Annotated in this window: 22 protein-coding genes and 2 tRNA genes; 19 read left to right on the forward strand and 5 right to left on the reverse strand. The window is 69.9% G+C overall.

Annotation, left to right across the window (positions count from 1 at the left end; translation table 11 throughout):
* The first annotated feature begins 58 nt into the window (after positions 1-58).
* Genes IM778_RS07925 through IM778_RS07935 form a run of 3 tightly spaced genes read left to right on the forward strand, consistent with a single transcriptional unit; the run spans position 59 to position 3,709 of the window.
* Complete coding sequence (locus tag IM778_RS07925) at positions 59-1,627, forward strand: multicopper oxidase family protein (protein ID WP_194411466.1); 1,569 nt, start codon at positions 59-61, stop codon at positions 1,625-1,627.
* On the forward strand, positions 1,608-3,020 hold the full coding sequence (locus IM778_RS07930; RefSeq protein ID WP_194411467.1) for a sensor histidine kinase: 1,413 nt from the start codon (positions 1,608-1,610) through the stop codon (positions 3,018-3,020). The genes IM778_RS07925 and IM778_RS07930 overlap by 20 nt, the downstream gene beginning before the upstream one ends.
* Entirely contained in the window at positions 3,017-3,709 is a 693-nt protein-coding gene (locus IM778_RS07935) for a response regulator transcription factor (RefSeq protein WP_194411468.1), read from the forward strand. The genes IM778_RS07930 and IM778_RS07935 overlap by 4 nt, the downstream gene beginning before the upstream one ends.
* A gap of 128 nt (positions 3,710-3,837) precedes the next feature.
* On the opposite strand, the gene IM778_RS07940 is transcribed toward IM778_RS07935, so the two are convergent.
* Positions 3,838-4,323 carry a Dps family protein gene (locus IM778_RS07940; RefSeq protein ID WP_194411469.1) on the reverse strand — a complete coding sequence of 162 codons (486 nt, stop codon included), beginning with the start codon at positions 4,321-4,323 and terminating at the stop codon, positions 3,838-3,840.
* Positions 4,324-4,490: 167 nt separating this feature from the next.
* Here IM778_RS07940 and IM778_RS07945 point away from each other — a divergent pair, with 167 nt between their 5' ends.
* From IM778_RS07945 to IM778_RS07955, 3 genes are read left to right on the forward strand one after another with little or no spacing between them, the layout of a single operon-like run.
* Positions 4,491-6,638, forward strand: a complete 2,148-nt coding sequence (locus IM778_RS07945) for an acyltransferase family protein (protein ID WP_194411470.1) — start codon at positions 4,491-4,493, stop codon at positions 6,636-6,638.
* A complete protein-coding gene (locus IM778_RS07950; protein ID WP_194411471.1) occupies positions 6,635-7,174 on the forward strand; it encodes a gamma carbonic anhydrase family protein in 540 nt (179 codons plus the stop codon). The genes IM778_RS07945 and IM778_RS07950 overlap by 4 nt, the downstream gene beginning before the upstream one ends.
* Positions 7,175-7,179: 5 nt before the next feature.
* On the forward strand, positions 7,180-7,542 hold the full coding sequence (locus IM778_RS07955; RefSeq protein WP_194411783.1) for an A1S_2505 family phage non-structural protein: 363 nt from the start codon (positions 7,180-7,182) through the stop codon (positions 7,540-7,542).
* 3 nt (positions 7,543-7,545) lie between these two features.
* Here IM778_RS07955 and IM778_RS07960 read toward each other — a convergent pair whose 3' ends face one another.
* A complete protein-coding gene (locus tag IM778_RS07960; RefSeq protein WP_194411472.1) occupies positions 7,546-8,448 on the reverse strand; it encodes an alpha/beta fold hydrolase in 903 nt (300 codons plus the stop codon).
* Between the two features lie 205 nt (positions 8,449-8,653).
* Here IM778_RS07960 and IM778_RS07965 point away from each other — a divergent pair, with 205 nt between their 5' ends.
* Positions 8,654-8,875 carry a ferredoxin gene (locus tag IM778_RS07965; protein ID WP_194411473.1) on the forward strand — a complete coding sequence of 74 codons (222 nt, stop codon included), beginning with the start codon at positions 8,654-8,656 and terminating at the stop codon, positions 8,873-8,875.
* Positions 8,876-9,067: 192 nt separating this feature from the next.
* Here IM778_RS07965 and IM778_RS07970 read toward each other — a convergent pair.
* Positions 9,068-9,141: transfer RNA gene (locus tag IM778_RS07970), tRNA-Gly, on the reverse strand.
* Positions 9,142-9,371: 230 nt separating this feature from the next.
* Here IM778_RS07970 and IM778_RS07975 point away from each other — a divergent pair.
* The 9 genes from IM778_RS07975 (at position 9,372) to IM778_RS08015 (ending at position 17,983) form a co-directional block, all read left to right on the forward strand.
* Positions 9,372-9,445: transfer RNA gene (locus tag IM778_RS07975), tRNA-Pro, on the forward strand.
* Positions 9,446-9,528: 83 nt separating this feature from the next.
* Positions 9,529-10,974, forward strand: coding sequence for a trigger factor (gene tig / locus IM778_RS07980; protein WP_194411474.1), 1,446 nt, complete (start codon positions 9,529-9,531; stop codon positions 10,972-10,974).
* 73 nt (positions 10,975-11,047) lie between these two features.
* Positions 11,048-11,539: a tetratricopeptide repeat protein gene (locus tag IM778_RS07985; protein WP_228484806.1), complete on the forward strand. Its 492-nt coding sequence runs from the start codon at positions 11,048-11,050 to the stop codon at positions 11,537-11,539.
* Between the two features lie 79 nt (positions 11,540-11,618).
* A complete protein-coding gene (locus IM778_RS07990; protein ID WP_194411476.1) occupies positions 11,619-12,203 on the forward strand; it encodes an ATP-dependent Clp protease proteolytic subunit in 585 nt (194 codons plus the stop codon).
* A 32-nt stretch (positions 12,204-12,235) separates the two neighbouring features.
* On the forward strand, positions 12,236-12,907 hold the full coding sequence (locus IM778_RS07995; protein ID WP_194411477.1) for an ATP-dependent Clp protease proteolytic subunit: 672 nt from the start codon (positions 12,236-12,238) through the stop codon (positions 12,905-12,907).
* A gap of 204 nt (positions 12,908-13,111) precedes the next feature.
* Entirely contained in the window at positions 13,112-14,380 is a 1,269-nt protein-coding gene (clpX, locus tag IM778_RS08000; protein ID WP_194411478.1) for an ATP-dependent Clp protease ATP-binding subunit ClpX, read from the forward strand.
* Positions 14,381-14,419: 39 nt separating this feature from the next.
* Positions 14,420-15,544 (forward strand): epoxide hydrolase family protein, encoded by a 1,125-nt coding sequence (locus tag IM778_RS08005; protein ID WP_194411479.1) that lies wholly within the window; start codon positions 14,420-14,422, stop codon positions 15,542-15,544.
* An 86-nt stretch (positions 15,545-15,630) separates the two neighbouring features.
* Positions 15,631-16,443: a hypothetical protein gene (locus tag IM778_RS08010; protein WP_194411480.1), complete on the forward strand. Its 813-nt coding sequence runs from the start codon at positions 15,631-15,633 to the stop codon at positions 16,441-16,443.
* Between the two features lie 466 nt (positions 16,444-16,909).
* Positions 16,910-17,983: an alpha/beta fold hydrolase gene (locus IM778_RS08015; protein WP_194411481.1), complete on the forward strand. Its 1,074-nt coding sequence runs from the start codon at positions 16,910-16,912 to the stop codon at positions 17,981-17,983.
* Between the two features lie 3 nt (positions 17,984-17,986).
* Here the strand turns inward: IM778_RS08015 and IM778_RS08020 are convergent, their stop codons facing one another.
* Entirely contained in the window at positions 17,987-20,038 is a 2,052-nt protein-coding gene (locus tag IM778_RS08020; RefSeq protein ID WP_194411482.1) for a M3 family metallopeptidase, read from the reverse strand.
* Between the two features lie 107 nt (positions 20,039-20,145).
* Between IM778_RS08020 and IM778_RS08025 the strand changes: the two genes are divergently transcribed.
* The 3 genes from IM778_RS08025 to IM778_RS08035 are packed head-to-tail and all read left to right on the forward strand — an operon-like array spanning position 20,146 to position 22,348.
* Positions 20,146-20,766, forward strand: coding sequence for an ArsR/SmtB family transcription factor (locus IM778_RS08025; RefSeq protein ID WP_194411483.1), 621 nt, complete (start codon positions 20,146-20,148; stop codon positions 20,764-20,766).
* Positions 20,763-21,002 carry a hypothetical protein gene (locus tag IM778_RS08030; protein WP_194411484.1) on the forward strand — a complete coding sequence of 80 codons (240 nt, stop codon included), beginning with the start codon at positions 20,763-20,765 and terminating at the stop codon, positions 21,000-21,002. Before IM778_RS08025 ends, IM778_RS08030 begins: the two co-directional genes overlap by 4 nt.
* On the forward strand, positions 20,999-22,348 hold the full coding sequence (locus tag IM778_RS08035; RefSeq protein ID WP_194411485.1) for an MFS transporter: 1,350 nt from the start codon (positions 20,999-21,001) through the stop codon (positions 22,346-22,348). The genes IM778_RS08030 and IM778_RS08035 overlap by 4 nt, the downstream gene beginning before the upstream one ends.
* 24 nt (positions 22,349-22,372) lie before the next feature.
* Here IM778_RS08035 and IM778_RS08040 read toward each other — a convergent pair whose 3' ends face one another.
* On the reverse strand, positions 22,373-22,627 hold the full coding sequence (locus IM778_RS08040; protein WP_194411486.1) for a hypothetical protein: 255 nt from the start codon (positions 22,625-22,627) through the stop codon (positions 22,373-22,375).
* Position 22,628: the final 1 nt, after the last annotated feature.

Here is a 22,628-nt window from a genome sequence, read left to right on the forward strand (position 1 = left end):
TACCGGTTCGGGAGGGCGTCGGATGCCGCGGTGACGCGTCCGTCGCGAGGCTGGAGGCATGACTTCCGCTGTGCCCCTCCCGCCCGCCCCGCCGACGGCCGGCGCCGCGCGTCCGCGTCGACGACGGCGCGGTCTGCTCGTGACCTTGATCGTGATCCCGCTGGTGCTCGTCGTGGCCGTCGTGGCCGCCGGCGGAATCTGGTTCGCGAGCAACTCCGCTCGTGCGACGCCTCCGGCTCCGGGGGCGGTCGAGTTCCGCACCCCCCTCGCGATCCCTGCGCTCGCTCCGTCCCGGGTCGAGGACGGCGTGCGCGTGTTCGAGCTCTCCGCCGACGAGTCGGCGACGACGTTCCGGGACGGACGCTCCACGCCGACCCTCGGCTACAACGGCTCGTACCTCGGTCCGACCCTCGTCGCCGCACGAGGTGAGCGCGTGCGCGTCGATGTCGCGAACCACCTCGATCGGTCGACGACGGTCCACTGGCATGGCATGCACCTGCCGGCGGCGATGGACGGCGGGCCGCACACGCCGATCGCTCCCGGAGCGACCTGGCACCCCGAGTGGCAGATCGACCAGCCCGCGGCGACGCTCTGGTACCACCCGCACCTGCACGGCCTCACGCGCGAGCAGGTCGACGCGGGACTCGCCGGCATGTTCCTGCTGCGCGACGACGAGGAGGCCTCCCTGGCGCTGCCGCGGGATTACGGTGTCGACGACATCCCGGTGATCGTCCAGGATCGCTCGTTCAACGCCGACGGCTCGTTCGCGGGGAGCATCGGCATGCAGTTCGACGGCGTGCTCGGCGACACGATCCTCGTGAACGGGACCGCGGCGCCCTACCTCGACGTCACCACCGAACGAGTCCGCCTCCGGTTGCTCAACGGGTCGAGCGCGCGCATGTACGACTTCGCGTTCGCCGACGGCCGGGAGTTCGACCTCGTCGCCAGCGACGGCGGACTGCTCGAGGCGCCGGTCGCCTCGACGAGCGTCCCCCTTTCGCCCGGCGAGCGCGCCGAGATCGTCGTGACGGTCGAGCCCGGTGAGCGGGTCGCGCTGCGCTCGAACGCACCCGACCCGGCGCTGCACGCCGGCTCGTCGAGCTTCGACGTGCTCGAACTGCGTGCCGCGGCATCCGTGGTCCCGTCGCCGGAGGTGCCGGGACAGCTCGCGGCGCTGCCGGCTCCGGATGCCGCGGACGCCGTCGTCGAGCGTTCGTTCGTCATGTCGGGGCACAACATCAACGACCGGCAGATGGACCTCGGCCGCGCCGACTTCACCGCCACCGTCGACACCAGCGAGGTGTGGACCGTGCGCAACGCGAACCCGCTGCCGCACTCGTTCCACGTGCACGACACGCAGTTCCGCGTGCTCTCGGTCGACGGATCGCCGCCGCCGGCGCGCCTGGCGGGGCTCAAAGACACGCTCGCGCTCGAGTGGAACCGCGAGTACCGCATCCTCGTGCGATTCGAGGACTACGCAGACCCGGCCACGCCGTACATGTACCACTGCCACCTGCTGTGGCACGAAGACCAGGGCATGATGGGACAGTTCCTGGTCGTCGAACCGGGCCAGCGGCCCGAACTGAAGCGTCCCGAGGGAGACTCCGATGACCGCCACGACCACTGACACCGCCCAGCGCGCGGCACTCGCCCCGCGGCCGGCGACAGAAGGCTTCTGGGCCTCGTACAGGCGGTGGTGGCTGCACACCCCCGGCAGTGCGCTGTACCTGATCGTCGTCTTCGTCCTCGCGATGGTGTCGGTCAGCGTCCTGGCATCGCTGTTCTGGACGAGCCTGGGACTGCTCGTCCTGGTGATCGGGCTTCCGGTGCTGGTGGGGACCCTGTTCGTCGCCCGCGGATTCGGGGTCGCGGACCGGTTCCTCCTTCGCGTTACCGGCCTGCCCGAGATCTCCGAGCCGGAGTGGAACCGCGACAAGCCCGACGCCAACGGCTTCTGGATGTCTCTCACGCGACCCGTGCGCAACGCCCACTACTGGGTATACCTCGTGCACGGCATGATCGTCACGCCGATCGTCAGCACCATCTCGTTCGTGCTGACCACCGTGTGGCTGAGCGTCGGCCTCGGCGGACTCACCTACTGGTTCTGGGGGCTCTTCCTCCCGCGCAACCGGGAGGTCGACGGCTCCGGCGGCGAATGGGGACACTACGTCGCGGATGCGGTGCCGTGGCTGTTCGGCGGGTGGTCGAGCTGGGCGGTCGAGGTCGTGCTCTACCTCGTGGCCGGCATCTTGTTCACCTTCACGATGCCGTGGGTGCTCGGCGGACTCGCCCGCGCCCACCACGCGATCGCGCAGGGCATGCTCGGCCGCTGGGACTCCGACCGGCTGGCCGCCGAGGTGCGGGCCGAGGCGGCCGCGCGCGGCGCCGCCGTGCACGCCGAGGACGTGGCGCTGCGACGGCTCGAGCGAGACATCCACGACGGCCCGCAGCAGCGCCTCGTGCGGCTGCAGATGGACCTGGCCGCGCTGGAACGCCGGGCCGAGTCGGGCGACGCCGATGCCGCAGCCGAACTCGCCCGCGAGGCTCGGGGGCATGCCAAGGCCGCGCTCGACGAACTGCGGGCGCTGTCGAGCGGCGTCGCGCCGCCGCTGCTGCAGGACCGCGGCCTCGCCGCGGCGCTGGACGCCCTGGCGGCGACCTCGCCGCTGACGGTGGAGGTCGACGTCGACTCTTCGATCGACCGGGCGGTGAGCCAGGAGATCGCGCGAACGGTGTACTTCGTCGTCGCCGAACTCGTGACCAACGCGGTCAAGCACTCGGGCGCGAGCGGCGCCACCCTCAAGGCATCGTTGCGACGCGCCCCGAACGGTGCGCCGACCCATCTGGACGTGTGGGTGGTCGACAACGGGCGCGGGGGCGCGGCGATCACCGTCGGGCACGGGCTCGAAGGGCTGCGCGAGCGCGTCGCCGGGCTGCGCGGCACGCTCGTCATCACGAGCCCGGCCGGCGGTCCCACCTCGGTCGGCGCGCACATCCCGTTGATGGCGGGTGCGGCATGAGCGCTCCGTATCCTGAAGGGGTGGCTGCGGCAAGCGATTCCGAACCCCTCCGCGTCGTCCTCTTCGAAGACTCGGTACTGCTGCGCGAGGGACTGATCCGGTTGTTCGATGAGGCCGGATACGTCACCGCAGGGGCGTGGGGCGATGCGGACGACGTCGTCGAGCGCGTCCGCGCGGCCGAGGCCGACGTCGCCATCCTCGATGTGCGCCTCCCGCCGGCGTTCCGCGACGAGGGCATCCGCGCGGCCCTCGCGCTGCGCGGCGCGCTCCCGGACGTCGGCATCCTCGTGCTGAGCCAGTACGTCGAGGGGGTCTACGCCCGTGAGCTCCTGGCGGGCGGCGAAGGTGGCGTCGGGTACCTCCTGAAGGACCGCGTCACGTCGCTCGACGAGTTCACGGATGCCGTCCGCCGGGTGCGCGAGCGGGGCACTGTGCTCGATCCGCTGGTCGTGCAGGGCCTGCTGTCGTCGCGTCCGGACCCGCTCTCGACGCTGACGCCCCGCGAGAAGGACGTGCTGACGTTGATGGCCGAGGGGCGCAGCAACGCCAGCATCGCCGAGCGGCTCTTCATCGGCGTCGGTGCGGTGGAGAAGAACATCAGCGCGATCTTCTCGAAGCTGGGACTGGAGGAGTCCGGCACCGAGCACCGGCGCGTGCTCGCCGTGCTGGCGTTCCTGCAGCACCCCTGAGCCTCCTCGGTCGTTGAGCGAGCGTGTTTCGGCAGGCTCAACGAACGCGAGCGAGACGAAACGCCCCGGGCTTGACGAGAAGTCCGGGGCGTTTCGTCTCGCTTCGCTCGCTCAACGAGCGGGTGACGTCACTCCGCGAGGTGCGCGAAGAGGAACCAGCGGTCCTTCTCGAGCGACTCCTTGATGCCGATCGCGATGTCCTGGCTGGTGAGGTCGAACTCGTCGAGGCCGTCGATCGCGGCCTGGACGTCGGCGATGACCGCGTCCATGTCGGTGATCACGTTGCGGATCAGGGCGTCCCACTGCGTGAAGCCGGCGGGGACCGCGGTGGCCGGGGTCTTGCCCGCCACCGTGCCCACGCGGGCGTCGATCGGCAGGCCCAGGGCGACGATCCGCTCGGCGGCCTGGTCGGCGCCGGCCTGCGCGTTGGCCACGACCGTGTCGAGCAGCTCGTGGATCGCGATGAAGTTGGCGCCGCGCACGTTCCAGTGCGCCTGCTTGCCGTTGACTGCCAGGGCCTGCAGACCCAGGACCACGGGGGTGAGGAACTGCGCGCTGGCAGCGGCCACGTCGGGGTTGGCTGCGGTCGCGGGGGTGGTGTTGGTCTTCGTCATGTCTCTCGCCTCCATCATGGGAGGGTTCGCTCCGATCGGCGTTCGCCCTCCATACCGTGCAACGCTACTCAGCACGGGCCATTCCGCAAGCAAGTGAAGGCTGGGCTAAACAGGGCTTTCCGGTGGCGGGTGCGGGGGAGTCGGGCAACACCGGCTAACGTCGATTCGTGCCTTCCGCCGACCACGACCTCGGACCGCAGAATCTGCGTTCGCCCGCCCAGACCGTGACCCGCGAGCCGACCGATCAGTCGCCCGAGCACGCCGAGCCGTCGCGGTTCCTCCCGCACGTGCAAGGCCTGCGCGCCATCGCGGTGCTCTGCGTCGTGCTGTACCACTTCTGGCCCGGCCGGGTGACCGGAGGCTACATCGGCGTCGACGTCTTCTTCGTCATCTCGGGCTTCCTGATCACGTCGCACCTGATGCGCGAGCTGACCGCCACCGGTACGGTACGCCTCGGCCAGTTCTGGGCGAGGCGCGCGCGGCGTCTGCTGCCGGCATCCCTGCTCGTACTGCTGTTCTGCGCGGTCGTGGTGATGTCGCCGTACCTCATGCCGACCTCGGCTCTGCCCAACGAGATCCGCGAGATCCTCGCGTCGACGTTCTACGTCGAGAACTGGTACCTGGCCTTGAACTCGGCCGACTACCTGAACCACGCGGGCGATCCGACGACCGTGCAGCACTACTGGTCGCTGTCGCTCGAAGAGCAGTTCTACGTGATGTGGCCGCTCATCATGCTGCTGGCGGCATGGGTCGCGGTGAAGTGGCTGCGTGGCAACCGCCGCCGCGCGGTCATCGTCACCCTCGCCGTCGTGTCGGCGGCATCGCTGGCGTTCTGCATCGTGTTCACGATCACCGACCCCGCCCCGGCGTACTTCGTCACCTTCGGACGCATGTGGCAGTTCGGCGTCGGCGCCATGGTCGCCCTCATCCCGCTGCTGCGGGTGCGCAACGCGGTCGGCAGCTTCGTGCTCGGCTGGGGCGGCATCCTGGTGCTCGTCTTTGTGACCTTCACCTACGACGGCCAGACGCCGTTCCCCGGGTACAACGCGATCCTGCCGACGCTGGGCGCGGCGGCGATCATCGCGGCCTCCAACGCCGACCGGTGGTGGTACCCGACGAGGATCCTCTCGATCCGGCCCGCCCAGTTCGTCGGCGACATCTCGTACTCGCTGTACCTGTGGCACTGGCCGCTCATCATCATCGCCCCGTCGGTGCCGTTCTGGGGTCTCACGATCTACCACCGCCTCGCACTGCTCGCGCTCTGCTTCGTGTTGGCGTGGCTCACCAAGCGTTTCGTCGAAGACCCGGTGCGCAGCTGGAAGGTGCTGACCTCGCGGCCGGCCCGGGTCACGCTGTGGACCTCGCTCGCGGCGATGATCGTCGTCGCGCTCGTGGCGGGGACGGCGTGGCTCGTCAACGCGCCGCTGTACAGCCAGGGCTCTCGCGACATCGCGCAGCTGCAGCAGGACCCGCCGGAGTGCTTCGGCGCGGCATCCGTGCTGGATCCCTCGTGCGCGGACGCGGACTTCGGGGGGACGATCCTGCCCGCCCCCGGCTTCGCGGGCATCGACCGGCCGACCGACGAGCAGTGCTTCGTGCAGCTCACCGATTCGAGGCCTGTCTCGTGCGAGTTCGGCTCGGACGAGCCCGATGCCCCGCGCGTCGCGCTGATCGGCGACAGCCACGCGTACCAGCTCCTCTCGACGTTCCAGCGCATGGCCGACCAGAACGGCTGGCACCTGGTCACCTGGTTCAAGGGCGCGTGCCCCTGGAACACGACGCCGCTGGCGACCCCGGGCGCATTCGGAGCCGCGTGCACCGAGTGGCGCGACCGCGTGCAGTCCGCCATCGACGACGCCGACCTCGACGCGGTCTTCACCGCCGCGATCGCGACGACCCCGTACTCGTCGGCCGGGCACCCGTCGTCGCACGACGCCGCCGTCGCCGGCTACCAGGGCGCGTGGTCGACGGTGCTCGACCGCGGCATCCCGGTGATCACCGTCGTCGACAATCCGGTGTGGGAGACAGATCCCAACAAGTGCCTGCGCACGCGCGACGCCGCCGAGTGCGATGCCTTGAAGGCGGATGTGCTGGTGGCCGACGACCCGCTGCGGGACGCGGCATCCGGAGTCGACGGCGTCACCCTGCTCGACTTCACCGACGTGTTCTGCCGGGCAGAGGTGTGCGAGCCTGTCGTCGGCGGGGCGAATGTGTACCGCGATCAGGACCACCTCACCGTCACCTTCGCCGACACCCTCGCCCCGTGGTACACCGAGGCCGTCGAGACCGCCCTGGCAAGGAGAGTCGCACCATGACCGTCGCAGTTCACGCATCCGTCCTCTCCGCGGCGGGCCGCACGCCGGACCTGCACGCGACGGCGTTCGTCGCGGCGGGCGCCCGCATCGTCGGGGGAGTGACGCTGGGCCCGGGCGCGAGCGTCTGGTACAACGCCGTGCTGCGCGCCGACGGCGACACGATCACGGTCGGCGCGAACAGCAACGTGCAGGACAACGTCTCGGTCCACGTCGACGCCGGAAGACCGGTCGTCATCGGCGAGAACGTCTCGATCGGGCACAACGCCGTCGTGCACGGCTGCACCATCGGCGACGGCTCGCTGATCGGCATGGGTGCCGTGGTGCTCAACGGCGCCAGGATCGGCTCCGGATGCCTCATCGCCGGCGGTGCGGTCGTGCTCGAAGGGTCCGAGATCCCCGACGGGTCCCTCGTCGCGGGCGTGCCCGGCAAGGTGCGGCGTTCTCTGACCGATGAGGAGCGAGCGGGGCTGCTGCGCAACGCGGAGCACTATCTGGTGCACGTGCGGGAGCACGACGAGGCGGATCCTCGGGAGTGACGGCGATGCGCATCGAGCAGCTCCGGCCCGACGAGGTCTTCGTCTTCGGCTCGAACGCGCACGGCGCGCACGGCGGCGGAGCCGCGCGGCTCGCCTATGAGCGCTTCCGAGCGGTCTGGGGGCAATCCGAAGGGTTGCAGGGCCGGTCGTACGGCATCGACACGATGTCGGGCCTCGAGGTGCTCGCCGAGCAGTCGGCGCGGTTCGTGGAGTTCGCGCGCGAGCACCCCGAGCTGAGGTTCCTCATGACCGAAGTGGGCTGCGGCATCGCCGGCTATACGCCGGAGCAGGTCGCGCGGTACTTCGCCGGCGCTCCCGCGAACGTCGTGCTGCCGCAGTCGTTCGCCCGCGTGATCGACGCGGACTGACGCTCAGCCCTTCGGTTCGGGGTGGTGCTTGCCCCGGTGCACCTCGAACAGCCGCACGTGGCCGGGCCAGGTGGGGTCGTTGACGATCGGCTGGTCGTCCATGAACAGACGGATGACGTGTGCGAGCTGTCCCGGATGACTGAAGTTGATCGCGTGCGCGGCGCCCTCCAGCAGCACCACGAGCACGTGGCTGTCGGTCTGGCTCGCGACCTCGTCGACGCGATGCGCGTGCGGCAGGAGCGGATCGCGCTCGCCCAGCACGACGAGCGTGGGGATCCGCAGCTCGAGCAGGCGCTGCAGCGACGGGTACTGGGTCAGCGACCGGAACATGCGCATCGTGCTCGGCACCCCGAACCGCACGTAGTCGGGCACCGCGACGCTCGCCATCCTCGTGGGCTCGCGCGGCGCGTCGGCCGCCAGCTGACGGATCGCCCGGCGCAGCGGCTGGTTGTAGATCCCGCCGGCCGGCGACACCAGCACCGCGCGATCGATGCGCTCGGGGTACGTGTGCGCGAACTCGATGATCACCGGGCAGCCCATCGAGTTGCCCACGAGCGTCGCCTTGTCGACACCGCGATCGTCGAGGAAGTCGCGGGCCGCGCGTGCGAGATCGGGGATGTCGAGCATGTCCCGGCGCTTGCCGCTGCGGCCGAACCCCGGGAGGTCGGGGACGTAGGTGTGGAACTCGTCCGACAGGCGCTCCGCCGTCGGCAGCAGGTAGCGGCCCGAGAGTCCGAAGCCGTGCACGTGCGCCATGACCCGCGCATCCGCCGGCGGGCGAGGCGACTCACGGTAGAACACGTCGATGCCGTCGATCGTCGTCCACTTCTCGGCGAGGCTCGATGCCGGGCGCCGCGGCAGCTTGCGCGGCGGGACCGGTTCTGACGGTGAGGTCGGCGTGCTCATCAAGGCTCCTGAAGGCGTAGGTCGGTGCCGAGACCAGTCTGGCCCTGCCGGGCACCGTAGCCATAGTGCGGATCGCGTGAATGCGAGACCGGGGTCCACTGGCGGCCCCCGGAGGCGCGTGTCTAGCATCGAGCAGGAGGGCGCCCGACGACGGGCTCTTCGCACGGCCGGTGTGCAAACCGGCAGACGAGCTCGAGGAGGAGTCATGAGGGTGACGGTGAATCCGACGACCTGCATCGCGTCGGGCAACTGCGGCCGCATCGCCCCGAACGTGTTCGCGAACCGCGACGAGGACGACGGGTTCGTCAGCCTCCTCGACGAGCACCCGCCGGAGTCGGAATGGGCGGCGGTGCGGGAGGCGGAGGCGCTCTGCCCCTCGGCGACGATCCGCATCGCCGAGGATGCCGCCGGGCGCGGGCCGTCCTGAGTGCGACCCTCGGTCGCTGGGGCGCGTCTAGACCTGCGTCCTCATCGGCCGTTCACACCGGCCCAGCGCCGAACGCGTCGGAGCACTTCCACATGGGTTCCGTCTTGGGGAGGCAGAGCGCTCCGACGGGACCGCAGAGGTGGCCAGCGGCAAGGCGCACTGAATTCGGCGGTGACCTGGAGATAACGAATGTGGAGGGGATGACGGGAATCGAACCCGCACCATCAGTTTGGAAGACTGAGGCTCTACCATTGAGCTACATCCCCGCAGCGGCGTGCCGCGGCATCCATAAGTCTATGTCACGAACCGGACGCGCTACGAATGCGCCGCGCGGTGCGCGTCGGCCGCTGCAGTTCCCTGCAATCGCTGCGTCGCGATCTGCAGCGGATGCGGGAAGTGGCCGCGCACCGGCCCCGGGGGCGGCCGCAGGCGATGGCCGGGCGCGTCGGCTAGACTTCTCGGGGCCGAAAGGCGCGCGCATACGTGCGAACCCGCCCGGGGCGTAGCTCAGCTTGGTAGAGCGCCCGCTTTGGGAGCGGGAGGCCGCAGGTTCAAATCCTGTCGCCCCGACATCACGGCCATCGCAGAATTCCGGAAGCCAGACTTGACCCAGCCGCGCCCGCGCGCGGTCCGATAGAGGAGAACGAACAGGCATGGTGAACAGCACCGTCGAGAAGCTCAGCCCGACCCGGGTGAAGCTGCACATCACGGTCAGCCCCGAAGAGCTGAAGCCCAGCATCAAGCACGCGTACGAGCACATCGCTCAGGACGTGCAGATCCCCGGCTTCCGCAAGGGCAAGGTTCCGGCGCCCATCATCGATCAGCGCATCGGTCGCGTCGCCGTGCTCGAGCACGCCGTGAGCGAAGGGCTCGACACCTTCTACCGCGAGGCCGTCGCGGCCAACGAGCTCCGTGTGCTCGGCCGGCCGTCCGCCGAGGTCACCGAGTGGCCGAACGAGAAGGACTTCTCGGGCGACCTCGAGGTCGAGGTCGAGGTCGACGTGCGTCCTGAGTTCGACCTGCCGGCATTCGAGGGCACCACCGTCGAGGTCGACGCGGTCGAGGTCGACGAGGCCGCGGTCGATGAGGAGCTCGACCGCCTGCGCGGCCGCTTCGGCACCCTCGTGACCGTCGACCGCCCCGCCGCGACCGGCGACTTCGTCGAGCTCGACCTCGTCGCGACGATCGGGGGCACCGAGATCGACCGCGCCGAGGGCGTCTCGTACGAGGTCGGCTCGGGCGAGCTGCTCGAGGGCATCGACGAGGCGATCGACTCGCTCACCGCCGGTGAGGACACCACGTTCCGCTCGAAGCTCGTCGGCGGCGACCACGCCGGCGAGGAAGCCGAGGTCTCGGTCACGGTGAAGGCCGTCAAGGAGCGCGAGCTGCCCGAGGCCGACGACGACTTCGCCCAGATCGCGAGCGAGTTCGACACCATCGCCGAGCTGCGCGAGAGCATCAAGGAGCGTGTCGGCCAGCAGTCGGTGTTCACGCAGGGCTCGGCCGCGCGCGACAAGCTCATCGAGACGCTCCTCGAGCAGGTCGACATCCCCGTCCCGCCGCAGCTCATCGAGGACGAGGTGCACAACCACCTCGAGGGCGAAGGCCGTCTTGAGGACGACGTGCACCGCGCCGAGGTCGCCGAGGCGAGCGAGAAGCAGTTCAAGACGCAGATGCTCCTCGACAAGATCGCCGAGCAGGTCGACGTGCAGGTCTCGCAGGACGAGCTGACCCAGTACCTCGTGCAGTCCGCCGCCCAGTACGGCATGCCGCCGCAGGACTTCGTCAACGCGCTCCAGGAGGGCAACCAGCTGCCCGCCGTCATCGGCGAGGTCGCGCGCAACAAGGCCCTCGCGGTCGCGCTCGGCAAGGTGGCCGTCGTCGACACCAACGGCAAGCCCGTCGACCTGACCGGCTTCGTCGCCGTCGAGGACGAGGCCGCGGCCGAAGAAGAGGTCGTCGAGGAGGCGCAGGAGATCGCGGATGCCGCAGCCGACGCCGACGCCGTGATCGAGGCCGAGAAGCCCGCCAAGAAGGCTCCGGCGAAGAAGGCCGCTGCCAAGAAGAGCACCAAGAAGGCCGACGCCGACGCCGAGTGAGCGCCGCGCGAGGCAACACATCGTGAGGGGACGGATGCCGCGGCATCCGTCCCCTCCGTCATCGAGGAGAGACGTGACCGACGACTGGCACTCGCGCGTGGCGGCGCTCTGGGACGACGAGACGGTGAGCGACGACGAGCGGATCGCGCTCATGGATCGGCTGGCGGCCGAGCGCCCGGCCGGTGAGGCGCGGGCGCTGTTCGAACGCGCGGGAGCCCGCGATGCGGCCGGCCGCGAGGCCGAGGCCGAACCGCTGTACCGCGCCGCCCTCGAGGCGGGGCTCGACGACGACCACCGGCCGCAGGCGGTCATCCAGCTCGCGAGCACGCTGCGCAACCTCGATCGCCCCGACGAGGCGATGAGGATGCTGCGTGCCGAGCTCGACCGAGACCCGGTCTCGCCCCTGCGGGACGAGGCGGCCGCCTTCCTCGCGCTGTGCCTCGTCTCGGCCGGAGACGCACGCGAGGCGGCATCCGTCGCCCTCACGACACTCGCCCCGCACCTCACGCGCTACCGGCGCTCGGTGGCGTCCTACGCCGCCGAGCTGCGCGCCGACGGGGCCTGATCTGCCCAGGGCGAACACGGCCGGGTCGCTCGCGGCGCCCCGGTAGATTCGAGGGCGACCCTAGGAAACAGGAGCACACATGGCCGAACCACTTGTCGCGACGAGCGTCTTCGACAGGCTGCTGAAGGACCGCATCATCTGGCTCGGGTCGGAGGTGCGCGACGAGAACGCCAACGAGATCTGCGCGAAGATCCTTCTCCTCGCGGCCGAGGACTCGCAGAAGGACATCTACCTCTACATCAACTCGCCGGGCGGCTCGATCACGGCCGGCATGGCGATCTACGACACCATGCAGTTCGTCCCGAACGACATCGTCACGGTCGGCATCGGCATGGCCGCCTCGATGGGCCAGCTGCTGCTGACGGCCGGCACCAAGGGCAAGCGCTACATCACCCCCAACGCCCGCGTGCTGCTGCACCAGCCGCACGGCGGGTTCGGCGGCACCGCCAGCGACATCCAGACGCAGGCCCAGCTGATCCTCGACATGAAGAAGCGTCTCGCCGAGATCACCGCGGCGCAGACCGGCAAGACCGTCGAGCAGATCAACGCCGATGGCGACCGCGACCGCTGGTTCTCGGCCGAAGAGGCGCTCGAGTACGGCTTCGTCGACCACATCCGCGAGTCCGCGACCGACGTCGTGGGCGGCGGCGGCACGGCGAACTGACGGCACCCGAAGGCGAAAGAGAGAGAACCCGAATGCAGACCCCCACCTTCGGCCCGGCGAGCCCCCAGGGCCTCCAGATGCCCGGCAGCCGCTACATCCTGCCCCAGTTCGAAGAGCGCACCGCCTATGGCTACAAGCGCCAGGACCCGTACAACAAGCTCTTCGAGGACCGCGTCATCTTCCTCGGCGTGCAGGTCGACGACGCGTCCGCCGACGATGTGATGGCCCAGCTGCTCGTGCTCGAGTCCCAGGACCCCGATCGCGACATCATCATGTACATCAACTCGCCCGGCGGATCGTTCACGGCGATGACGGCGATCTACGACACCATGCAGTACGTGTCGCCGCAGATCCAGACGGTCGTGCTCGGTCAGGCGGCATCCGCGGCGGCCGTGCTGCTCGCGGCCGGCGCACCGGGCAAGCGCCTGGCGCTGCCGAACGCCCGCATCCTGATCCACCAGCCCGCGATGGGCGAGGCGGGTCACGGTCAGGCATCCGACATCGAGATCCAGGCGGCCGAGATCATGCGCATGCGCACCTGGCTCGAGGAGACGCTCGCGATGCACTCCAAGAAGACCAAGGAAGAGGTCAACAAGGACATCGACCGCGACAAGATCCTGTCGGCGGAGGAGGCCGTGTCGTACGGTCTCGTCGATCAGGTCCTGACGACCCGCAAGCGCGGGCAGCAGGCGTTGACGAAGTAGCGCGGTCGAGACCGGCCCACCGGCCCCGCCCGCACGACGCCCCGTCGCCGGATCTCCGGCGACGGGGCGTCGTCGTTGCGTCCGTTCTGCCCACGGCGTACGCGTTCCACAACGTGCGTCGCAATCCCACCCCATGTCGCCGGCAGAGGTTAGGCTCGGAGGACAGCACGGGGGACGACCTCCGTCGTGACGAGGAGGAGCCTCATGGCACGCATCGGTGAGAGCGCCGACCTGTTCAAGTGCTCCTTCTGCGGCAAGAGCCAGAAGCAGGTCCAGCAGCTGATCGCCGGTCCCGGCGTGTACATCTGCGACGAATGCGTCGAGTTGTGCAACGAGATCATCGAAGAGCGCATGGCCGAGTCCTCGTCGGGCGTCGTGGCCGACTTCGACCTTCCGAAGCCGCGTGAGATCTACGCGTTCCTCGAGGAGTACGTGGTCGGGCAGAACGACGCCAAGCGCGCTCTCTCGGTGGCCGTGTACAACCACTACAAGCGCGTGCGCGCCCACGGCACGATCCAGTCGGCAGAGCAGCGCGCCGACGAGATCGAGATCGCCAAGAGCAACATCCTCCTCCTGGGTCCGACGGGCTGCGGCAAGACCTACCTCGCCCAGACACTCGCCAAGCGACTGAACGTGCCGTTCGCCGTCGCCGATGCCACCGCCCTCACCGAGGCCGGCTACGTCGGCGAAGACGTCGAGAACATCCTGCTCAAGCTCCTGCAGGCGGCCGACTTCGACACCAAGCGAGCCGAGACCGGCATCATCTACATCGACGAGGTCGACAAGATCGCCCGCAAGGCCGAGAACCCGTCGATCACGCGCGACGTGTCGGGCGAGGGCGTACAGCAGGCGCTGCTGAAGATCCTGGAGGGCACCGTCGCCTCGGTGCCGCCGCAGGGCGGTCGCAAGCACCCGCATCAGGAGTTCATCCAGATCGACACGACGAACGTGCTGTTCATCGTGGCGGGCGCCTTCGCGGGGCTCGAAGACATCATCTCGTCCCGCGTCGGCAAGCACGGCGTCGGATTCGGTGCGCCGCTGCACAACAAGGGCGACGACCTGAGCCTGTTCAGCGAGGTGCGGCCCGAAGACCTGCACAAGTTCGGCCTCATCCCCGAGTTCATCGGCCGCCTTCCGGTGGTCGCGTCGGTGTCGCCGCTCGACCGCGAGGCGCTCATGGAGATCCTCACCGAGCCGAAGAACGCCCTGGTCAAGCAGTACCACCGTATGTTCGAGCTCGACGGGGTCACTCTCGAGTTCGACCGTGAGGCCCTTGAGGCCATCGCCGACCTCGCCGTGGCGCGCAAGACCGGCGCGCGCGGCCTGCGCGCGATCCTCGAGGACGTGCTGGGCCCGATCATGTTCGAGATCCCGTCGACCGACGATGTCGACAAGGTGATCGTGACGCGCGCGGCCGTCGAAGAGGGCGCGCTGCCCACGCTGGTGCTGCGCGAGAAGCGCAAGAGCGCCTGACCCGGGGCTGGTGTCGGAGGCCGGCGGTAGCGTCGGCGGATGACCACGCCTCGCCCCTTCTCGCTGCACGTCGGTGACGACGAGCTCTCCGACCTGCACGACCGGCTCACCCGGTTCCGCGCCCTGCCCGACTCGCCGCGCCGCCCGGTATCGGGCATGAGCGCCGGCTACCTCGCCGAGCTCGTGGACTCCTGGCGATCCTGGGACTGGCGCAGCCGGGAGCGGTGGCTGAACGCGCACCCGCAGTTCCTCGCCGACGTCGGCGACACCACGGTGCACTTCGTGCATCAGCGCTCGGAGCGTGACGACGCGCCCGCACTGCTCGTCATGCACGGCTGGCCGCACACGTTCGCGCTGCAGCTCGACTTCGCCGACCTGCTCCCCGACTTCGACGTCGTCGTGCCGAGCCTTCCCGGGTTCGCCTACTCGTCGGCATACGCCGACGGACCGATGACCGAGGTGCGGCTCGCCGAGACCATGCACCGGTTGATGACCGACGTGCTCGGCTACCAGCACTACTTCACGTACGGCGAGGATGTGTCGGCCAACGTCAACGATCTCATCGCCGGCTCCTATCCGCAGGCCGTGGCAGGCGTGCTCGTGACACATTCTCACTTCCCGTCGCGCGCCGAGCGTGAGCACCTCGACGCGCCCGACGAGGTCGCCTTCTTCGCTCGACTCGATGAATGGGGCGGGGCGAACGGCGGCTACGGCCACATCCAGGCGACGCGCCCCGATACGCTCGCGGCGGCGTTGAACGACTCGCCCGCGGGCCTTCTCGCCTGGCTCGTCGAGAAGCTCGTCGAATGGAGCGATACGCCGGACGGCGATCCCCGACAGGTCGAGCAGCGGATCTCACGCGAGCGACTGCTGACCGAGGCGATGATCTACTGGACGACGCAGAGCATCGGCACGACGTTCCGGCCCTACTACGAGGGGGCCGACCAGCCCGACGTCATGCCACCCGTCGAGGTTCCGGCATCCGTCCACATCCAGCGTCACGAGTCGGACTACCCGGAATCGCTCGCCCGCCGGTTCTATCGCGACCTCCGGACCTTCGAGCGGCTGGACGAGGGCGGCCACTTCACCGTCGCAGAGGTGCCTGGCGTCATGGCCGACCGCGCACGCGCGCTGGCCGCAGAGGTGGGGCGCGGGACGCTCTGAGCAGGGCCTGAATGGCCCGATCGGGCCACTCCTATGGCCGATCGCGGTGATGCCCGCCAAACGTGGGATCGGGTTCCCTGGTGGGCATGTCAACAGCAACCACGCACGAGAGCACTGCTCCGACCGTCGCCGCGGCGATCGGTCTTCCGTTCGACGTCGAGCCGGGGCCACTCGAGATCGATCGCCGTCTCAACGGACCGCGCCGCTCGGCCAACGGAGGCTTCGCGGCGGGCACCATCGCGTCTCGCGTGGACTCCGACACCGTGACGGTCGTGCTGCGTCGCCCGATCCGCCTGGGTGTGCCGCTCGAGGTCTCGAGCGAGTCGACGGGGGCCGTCGCCGTCCAGGACAAGGGAGTGCTCGTCGCCGAGGCGCGGCCGGGGAGGCTGGTCGCGTCGGTCGCCCCGCCTGCGCCGTCGTTCGACGACGCGCGGCTCGCACGTGAGGCGCATCCGTTCCTCGGAGTGCGCCATTCGCTCTCGGACTGCGTCGTGTGCGGTCCCGCCCGCACCGACGGGATGCACGTGACCCCCGGCCCTGTGCAGGGTCGTCCGGGGATCCTGGCCGCGCCGTGGGTCGTCGGGGCGCAGAACGCCCACGCCGGCATCGCGGACTTCCCCACGGTGTGGGCGGCGATGGACTGCCCGAGCTTTCCGGCCGCAGCCCTGGAGAATCGGGTGATGAGCGTGCTCGGCACGATGACCGCGCGCGTCGAGCGGCGCCCGTTCGTGGGAGAGTCCCTCGTCGTGTACTCGTGGACGCGGGAGCAGCACGGCCGCCGGTACGAGACCTCTGTCGCGATCGTCGACGCCGCCGGCGTGCAGATCGCCCGGGCCGACGCGACCTGGATCGCTGTCAAGCGCCAGCGCCTGGTCCGGCTCTTCCCGCACCTGCTGTGACGAGGGCATGGCCGATTCCGGCGATGCCCGCGAACCCGCGATGGCCGATCCTGCCGATGCGACAGGACGGGCATCGCGAGTGGACTGCCATCGACACCGGGGACCACCCGGGGAGCTGAGAGGGCGGTTCCATGTCCACCATCGTCGACGAGCCCGTCGCCGTCGCTGACGAGCGTGCAGAGCACGAGGCGCAGGCCGGTGCAGCACCGACCCAACGGCTCCTCGAGTCGGTGCCCTCCGCGCTGGAGCTGCTCACGATCGAGCTGGGCCACCGGCTCGGGCTCTACTCCGCACTCGATACGCTCGGAACCGCGACGGCTGCCCAGCTCGCGCGCGCCACCGGATACCGAGCGGGTACACGCACGCGCTGCCGCTGTGGATGCAGTTCCTGCCCTTTCACAGCCCCGGCCGGACTGCTCGACCCGCGTCGGGCCCAGCGGCGCGGGTCGTCGTTCATACTGATGTCGTGGAGTCCACGTCCGTCGACGTTCGCTATGCGTGGTCGGGCACCGACGATGTCGCATGGTCGGAGCTCGGCAGCGGCGCCCCCGTCCTCATCGGAGGGTGGTGGATGAGCCACCTCGCCTACGACTGGGCGTACCCGCCGTTCCGGTCGTTCGTGACGGCGATCTCCCGGCATCGCCGCGTGATCCGCATGGATCCGCCCGGAAGCGGATTCTCCCGTTCGAGAGGTGAGACGCCCGGCACGCTCGCTCCGCATGTCGACGCCGTGGCCGCGGTGCTCGACGCGGCGGAGGTGGATCAGGTGACGTTCCTGGCAGGGTCGTCCGGGTGTCCGGTGGCGGTGGAGTTCGCCGCCCGCCATCCCGATCGGGTGCGGCGGCTGATGCTCGCGGGGGCGTACCTGGACGGGGCGGCAGTGGCCTCGGCAGCGGATCGCGACGCCCTCGTAGACCTGGTGCGCCGCAGCTGGGGAGTCAGTTCGCGCGTGATGTCCGACATCTTCTACCCGGACGCGACGCCTGCGCAGCGACGGGCGTATGTCGCCCATCAGCGGTCCACCGCGACCTCGAGCACGGCCGCCGCGGCGCTCGAAGCCGTCTACCAGCTGGACGCGCGGGAGTCGGCCGCAGCGGTGCGCGCGCCGACCCTGGTCCTGCACCGCCGCGGGGATCGCGCCATCCGGCTCGCGCTCGGCGTGGCGACGGCGCAGGCGATCCCCGGTGCCCACCTCGAGGTTCTCGATGGAAACGCCCACCACCCGTGGCACGGCGACGCGGAGGCGTTCCTGCGCCGCGCGATGGCGTTCGACGGGCTGGACGAGACGCTGGTGCGCCTGGAGCCCGACCTCGTCGGCGTCGGCGCGACAGATCACCGACGAGCACCCGCGTCGCCGATCTCGGAGCGCGAGCTCGAGGTGCTGCTCCTGGTCGCACAGGGCCGCACCGACGCCCAGATCGCCGCCGAGCTGTTCCTCAGCGTCCACACCGTCCATCGGCACGTCGCGAACGCGCGCACCAAGCTGGGCGTGCCCTCTCGGGCGGCCGCGGCGGCCTGGGCCGTCGCGCACGCCCGCTGAGGCTCAGCCGGCGAGGCCCCGACGATTCAGCAGCGGCTGGATCTCGGCATCCCGACCGCGGAAGTCACGGTAGGCCTCCAGCGGGTCCTTCGACCCGCCCACGCCCAGCAGCCGCTCGCGGAAGCGGTCGCCGTTCTCGCGGCGCAGGCCGCCGTTCTCGCGGAACCACTCCACGGTGTCGGCGTCGAGCACCTCGCTCCAGATGTAGGAGTAGTAGCCGGCGCTGTACCCGCCCGAGAAGATGTGCGCGAAGTAGGTCGAGGAGTAGCGCGTCGGCACGGCGGGGTTGTCGAGTCCGATATCGGCGAGGGCGGATGCCTCGAACGCGGCGACGTCGAGGTCCCCCGCGGCGTCGTCGAGTGCGAGTGAGTGCCACGCCTGGTCGAGCCACGCCGCGGCGAGGTACTCGCTGGTGGCGAAACCCTGGTTGAACGCTTCGGACGCGTGAAGCTTCTCGACGACGTCGGCCGGAAGAGGCTCATCGGTGTCGATGTGGCGGGCGTACGACGCGAGGATCTCGGGCCAGTAGATCCACATCTCGTTCACCTGACTGGGGAACTCGACGAAGTCGCGGTACACGTTCGTGCCGGCGAAGTGGGGATACGTCACCGTCGCGAAGAGACCGTGGAGCGCGTGGCCGAACTCGTGGAACAGCGTGGTGACCTCGTCCAGCGTGAGAAGGGTCGGGCGGCCGGGCGCGGGCTTGGGGACGTTGAGGTTGTTGACCACGACCGGGGCGGTCCCGCGGAGCTGGGACTGGAGGACGATCGAATTCATCCACGCACCGCCGCGCTTCGTGTCCCGCGTGTACAGGTCGAGGACGAAGAGGCCGAGCTCCGACCCGTCCGCGTTGAAGACCTCGAACACGCGCGCGTCGGGATGGTACGCCGGCAGATCGGGCCGCTCCCGGAACGTGATGCCGTAGAGCTCGGTCGCGGCGCGGAAGACGCCGTCGCGCAGCACGCGTTCGGCCTCGAACCACGGACGCAGGGCCGCACGATCGAGGTCGTACTCGGCGGCGCGCACCTTCTCGGTGTAGAACGCCCAGTCGTGGGCCTCGAGGGGGAACGGTGCGGGCTCCGCGTCGACGATCGCCTGCAGCTTCTCCTGTTCGCGCCGTGCGTTGCGCGCCGCGGGCACGGCGAGGCGCCGGAGCAGGTCGTGCACGGCCTCCGGCGAGCCCGCGGTCTCGTCGGACGTCACATAGGCGGCGTGCGAGTCGTACCCGAGGAGAGCCGCGCGCTCCGCGCGCAGCCGAACGATCTCGAGGAGCGTGCCGCGGTTGTCATGCTCATCGCCACGCGACCCTCGGGCACGTGACGCTTCGAGCAGCCGTGCGCGCGACGTGCGATCGGTGAGGCTGGAGAGGTAGGGATGCCCCGTGAACAGTGTCAGCGTGACGACCCAGCGGCCTTCAAGCCCACGGTCGGCCGCTGCCTGCGCGGCTGCCGAGATCTCACCCTCGCTCAGTCCGTCGAGCTCCGCCACATCGTCGAAGACGACGGCGAGGTCGTTCGTGTCGGCGAGGAGGTTCTTCTCGAACTGCGTGGTGAGAGTCGACAACCGTCGGTTGAGCTCCGTGAGCCTCTCCTTCGCGTCGTCGTCGAGGCCCGCCCCCGCGTGCGACATCTCGGTGTGGTGCCGCTCGACGAGGTAGCGCTGCTCAGGCGTGAGATCGAGGTCGTCGAGCTGGTCGTGGAGAGTCTTGATCCGCCAGAAGAGCGCGGAGTCGAGCTGGATCGAATCCTGGTGCGCCGACATGAGCGGCGCGAGCGTCTCTTCGATCTCCTGGATCGCCGGCGTCGCGTCGGCGGATGAGACGGTGTAGAACGTGCGGGCCACGTCACCCAGCAGCTTCCCGCTCTCCTCGAGCGGAACCATCGTGTTCTCGAACGTCGGCATCGATCGCGCGCGGGTGATGTTCTGGATCTCGCGCGTGTGCTCTGCGAAGGCCGCCTCGAACGCCGGGAGGTAGTGCTCGGGGCGGATGGCGGGGTAGTCCGGGAGACCGTACGGGAGCGTGCTGGGGGAGAGGAGCGGGTTGTCGGTCGGCATGAGGTTCAGCCTAGCTGCGAGAGCGCCACATGCCGACGAACCTTTGCAAACAGAGCATTGCAAAGAAATGCTTGCAAAGAACTCTTTGCATACGCTAACGTCGAGGCATGGCAGACGAGAACACCGAGGCAGTGCCACCCCGCGAGGAGCGGCAGGACCGCGTCCTCGACGTCGGCGCACTCCGTGCGATGGCTCACCCGCTCCGGGTCAAGATCTTCGACATCCTCAGCCAGTACGGGCCCCAGACGGCCTCGAGCCTGGCCGCCCGTCTCGGCGAGTCGAGCGGCTCCACCAGCTATCACCTGCGCGCCCTCGCGAAGCACGACCTGATCCGTGAGCGCGAGGACCAAGGCAGCGGGCGGGAGCGCTGGTGGGAGCGGCCGGTCGGAGGCGTCTCGTTCAGCAACCCCGACGCGATGGCGACGCCCGCCGGTCGCGCCGCGACACAGCTCGTGATGAACGAGTTCCTCCGCCACCGCAACGACCAGCTGCTCGACTTCGTCAACAGCGAGCTCGACCACCTCGACGAGTCGTGGCAGGAGGGCACCATGATCTCCACCGCGTCGACGCGCCTCACCGCCGAGCAGACCAAGGAGCTCATCGGCAAGATCCAGGCGCTGGTCGACGACGCCGTGGACTCGTACCGCAACCAGACCGGCGAAGGCGTCCGCCCGGTGACAATCCGGGCCGATCTCTTCCCGCTTCCAGAACTAGGAGACAAGTCATGACCACTGCGACCGCCCCGCACACTCAGCTCATCGTGGCTCCCGCTCTCGCGGTCCGTGCCACCCGTTTCGACCGCATGCTGCTGCGTGCGGCATCCGCCATCGACTCGTTCGTGGTGGCGCGACTCGAGCGGCGCGCGAGTGCCGAATCCCGCCGCGCCTCGGCGGCCCAGACGGCGGCGACGCAGCGACGTCGCGACGCCGAGGCCCGCGGCGCCATCGGGCTCCTGCCGCGATGAGCGGCGGCACCGACACCGTGACGGCGTCCGAAGCGCCGGCCGGGCGGGCACGCAGGGACCCGCTCGGCCGCGACTTCGGCAAGCTCTGGACCGCCGCCGCGTTCAGCAATCTGGCCGACGGCATCGGACGCACGGCCGTCCCCCTGATCGCGACCACCCTCACGCGGGACCCCCTGGCGATCTCGGTGATCGGCGCGCTGGCCTTCTTGCCGTGGCTGCTGTTCGGTCTTCCGGCCGGCATGATCGTGGACCGCTTCGATCGCCGGATCATCATGGCCGCCGCGAACGTCCTGCGGTTCGGCGTGGCGCTGTGGCTGGCGATCCTCACGGCGACGGGCGGCCTCGAGCTGTGGGCGCTGTTCGTCGGCACGCTCGTCTTCGGGCTCGGCGAGACCCTCTTCGACAACGCGACCAACGCGGTGATCCCGGGGGTCGTGAAGCGCCGGCAGCTCGATCGGGCCAACGGTCGCATGCAGGCGGCTCAGATCACGATCGACATGTTCGTGGCGCAGCCCATCGCCGGCGTCCTGTTCGCCATCTCCCTGGCGCTGCCACTGTGGATCGGCTCCGCGGGGTACCTCATCCCGATCGTGCTCGCACTGCTCCTGCCGGTCGCCGCGGCGCGACCGCTGCGCGACGAGTCGCGCGTCGTGGATGCCGGGGCGCCCGACGTCGCCGCCGGCGGGCCTGTCGCAGAGCCCGTCCCCGCCTCGCAGACGCCCTCCGGCACGTCGGCGCGCGAGGCGCTGTCGTACCTCTGGCACCACAAGTACCTGCGCGCGATGACGCTGTACACGTCGCTGGTCGGCAGTGCGCTCTCGTTCGCGCAGGCGGCGACGCTGCTCTACTTCCTCGACGACCTGGGCGTGAAGGAGTTCGCGATCGGCTTCGTCACGGCCGGCATCGGAGTCGGGGCGCTGCTCGGCTCGCTGGTCGCGCCACGGCTCGTCTCACGGTTCGGCCGCGGGCCCGTCATGCTCGGAGCCAACGTCGGCGCCGCCCTCGGACTGGGCCTGACCGGCCTCGCACCCGAGGTCTTCTCGGCGTGCATCGCCTACGCGTTCGGCGCGTTCTCGATCTCGGTGTGGAATGTGCCGTGGGGCGCCCTCCGTCAGCAGATCGTGCCGCAGCGCCTCTTCGGCCGCGTGCTCGGCATCATCCGCACGCTCACGTGGGGGATGTTCCCGATCGCCACAGTCCTGGGTGGCTGGGCTGCACAGAGCTCGCTGCGGCTGCCCTTCGTCGCGGCCGGCGTGTTCATCATCGTCGCGACGATCCTCGGGGCACGGCTTCTCGTGGCGGGCACTCGCAGGGCCGGCGCCGAGGTCGAGTCCGCACGCGGGTGACGAGCGCCGGGGTCGGCGGTCGTGTCAGTGGCCGCCGAACCCGGACTCGTCGTCGTGGTGCACGACGGCCTCGCCGTCCGCGTCGAGCGACACGATCACTCCCGTGTCGAGCTCGGCGATCGGGCGCCCCTCGAGCCACGTGAGCGTCCAGCGCGGCCGGGGCTGACCGAGGTCGTCGCCCGGGATGGCCTCGTCGACACGACGGATGCCGTGGCGAAGGGCGTCGGGCACGGCCTTGGGCGGTTCGTCGCCGGAGGTCCAGCGTGTTCCGAGCTGCATG

Source organism: Microbacterium cremeum, from assembly GCF_015277855.1.
GTDB classification, from domain to species: domain Bacteria; phylum Actinomycetota; class Actinomycetes; order Actinomycetales; family Microbacteriaceae; genus Microbacterium; species Microbacterium cremeum.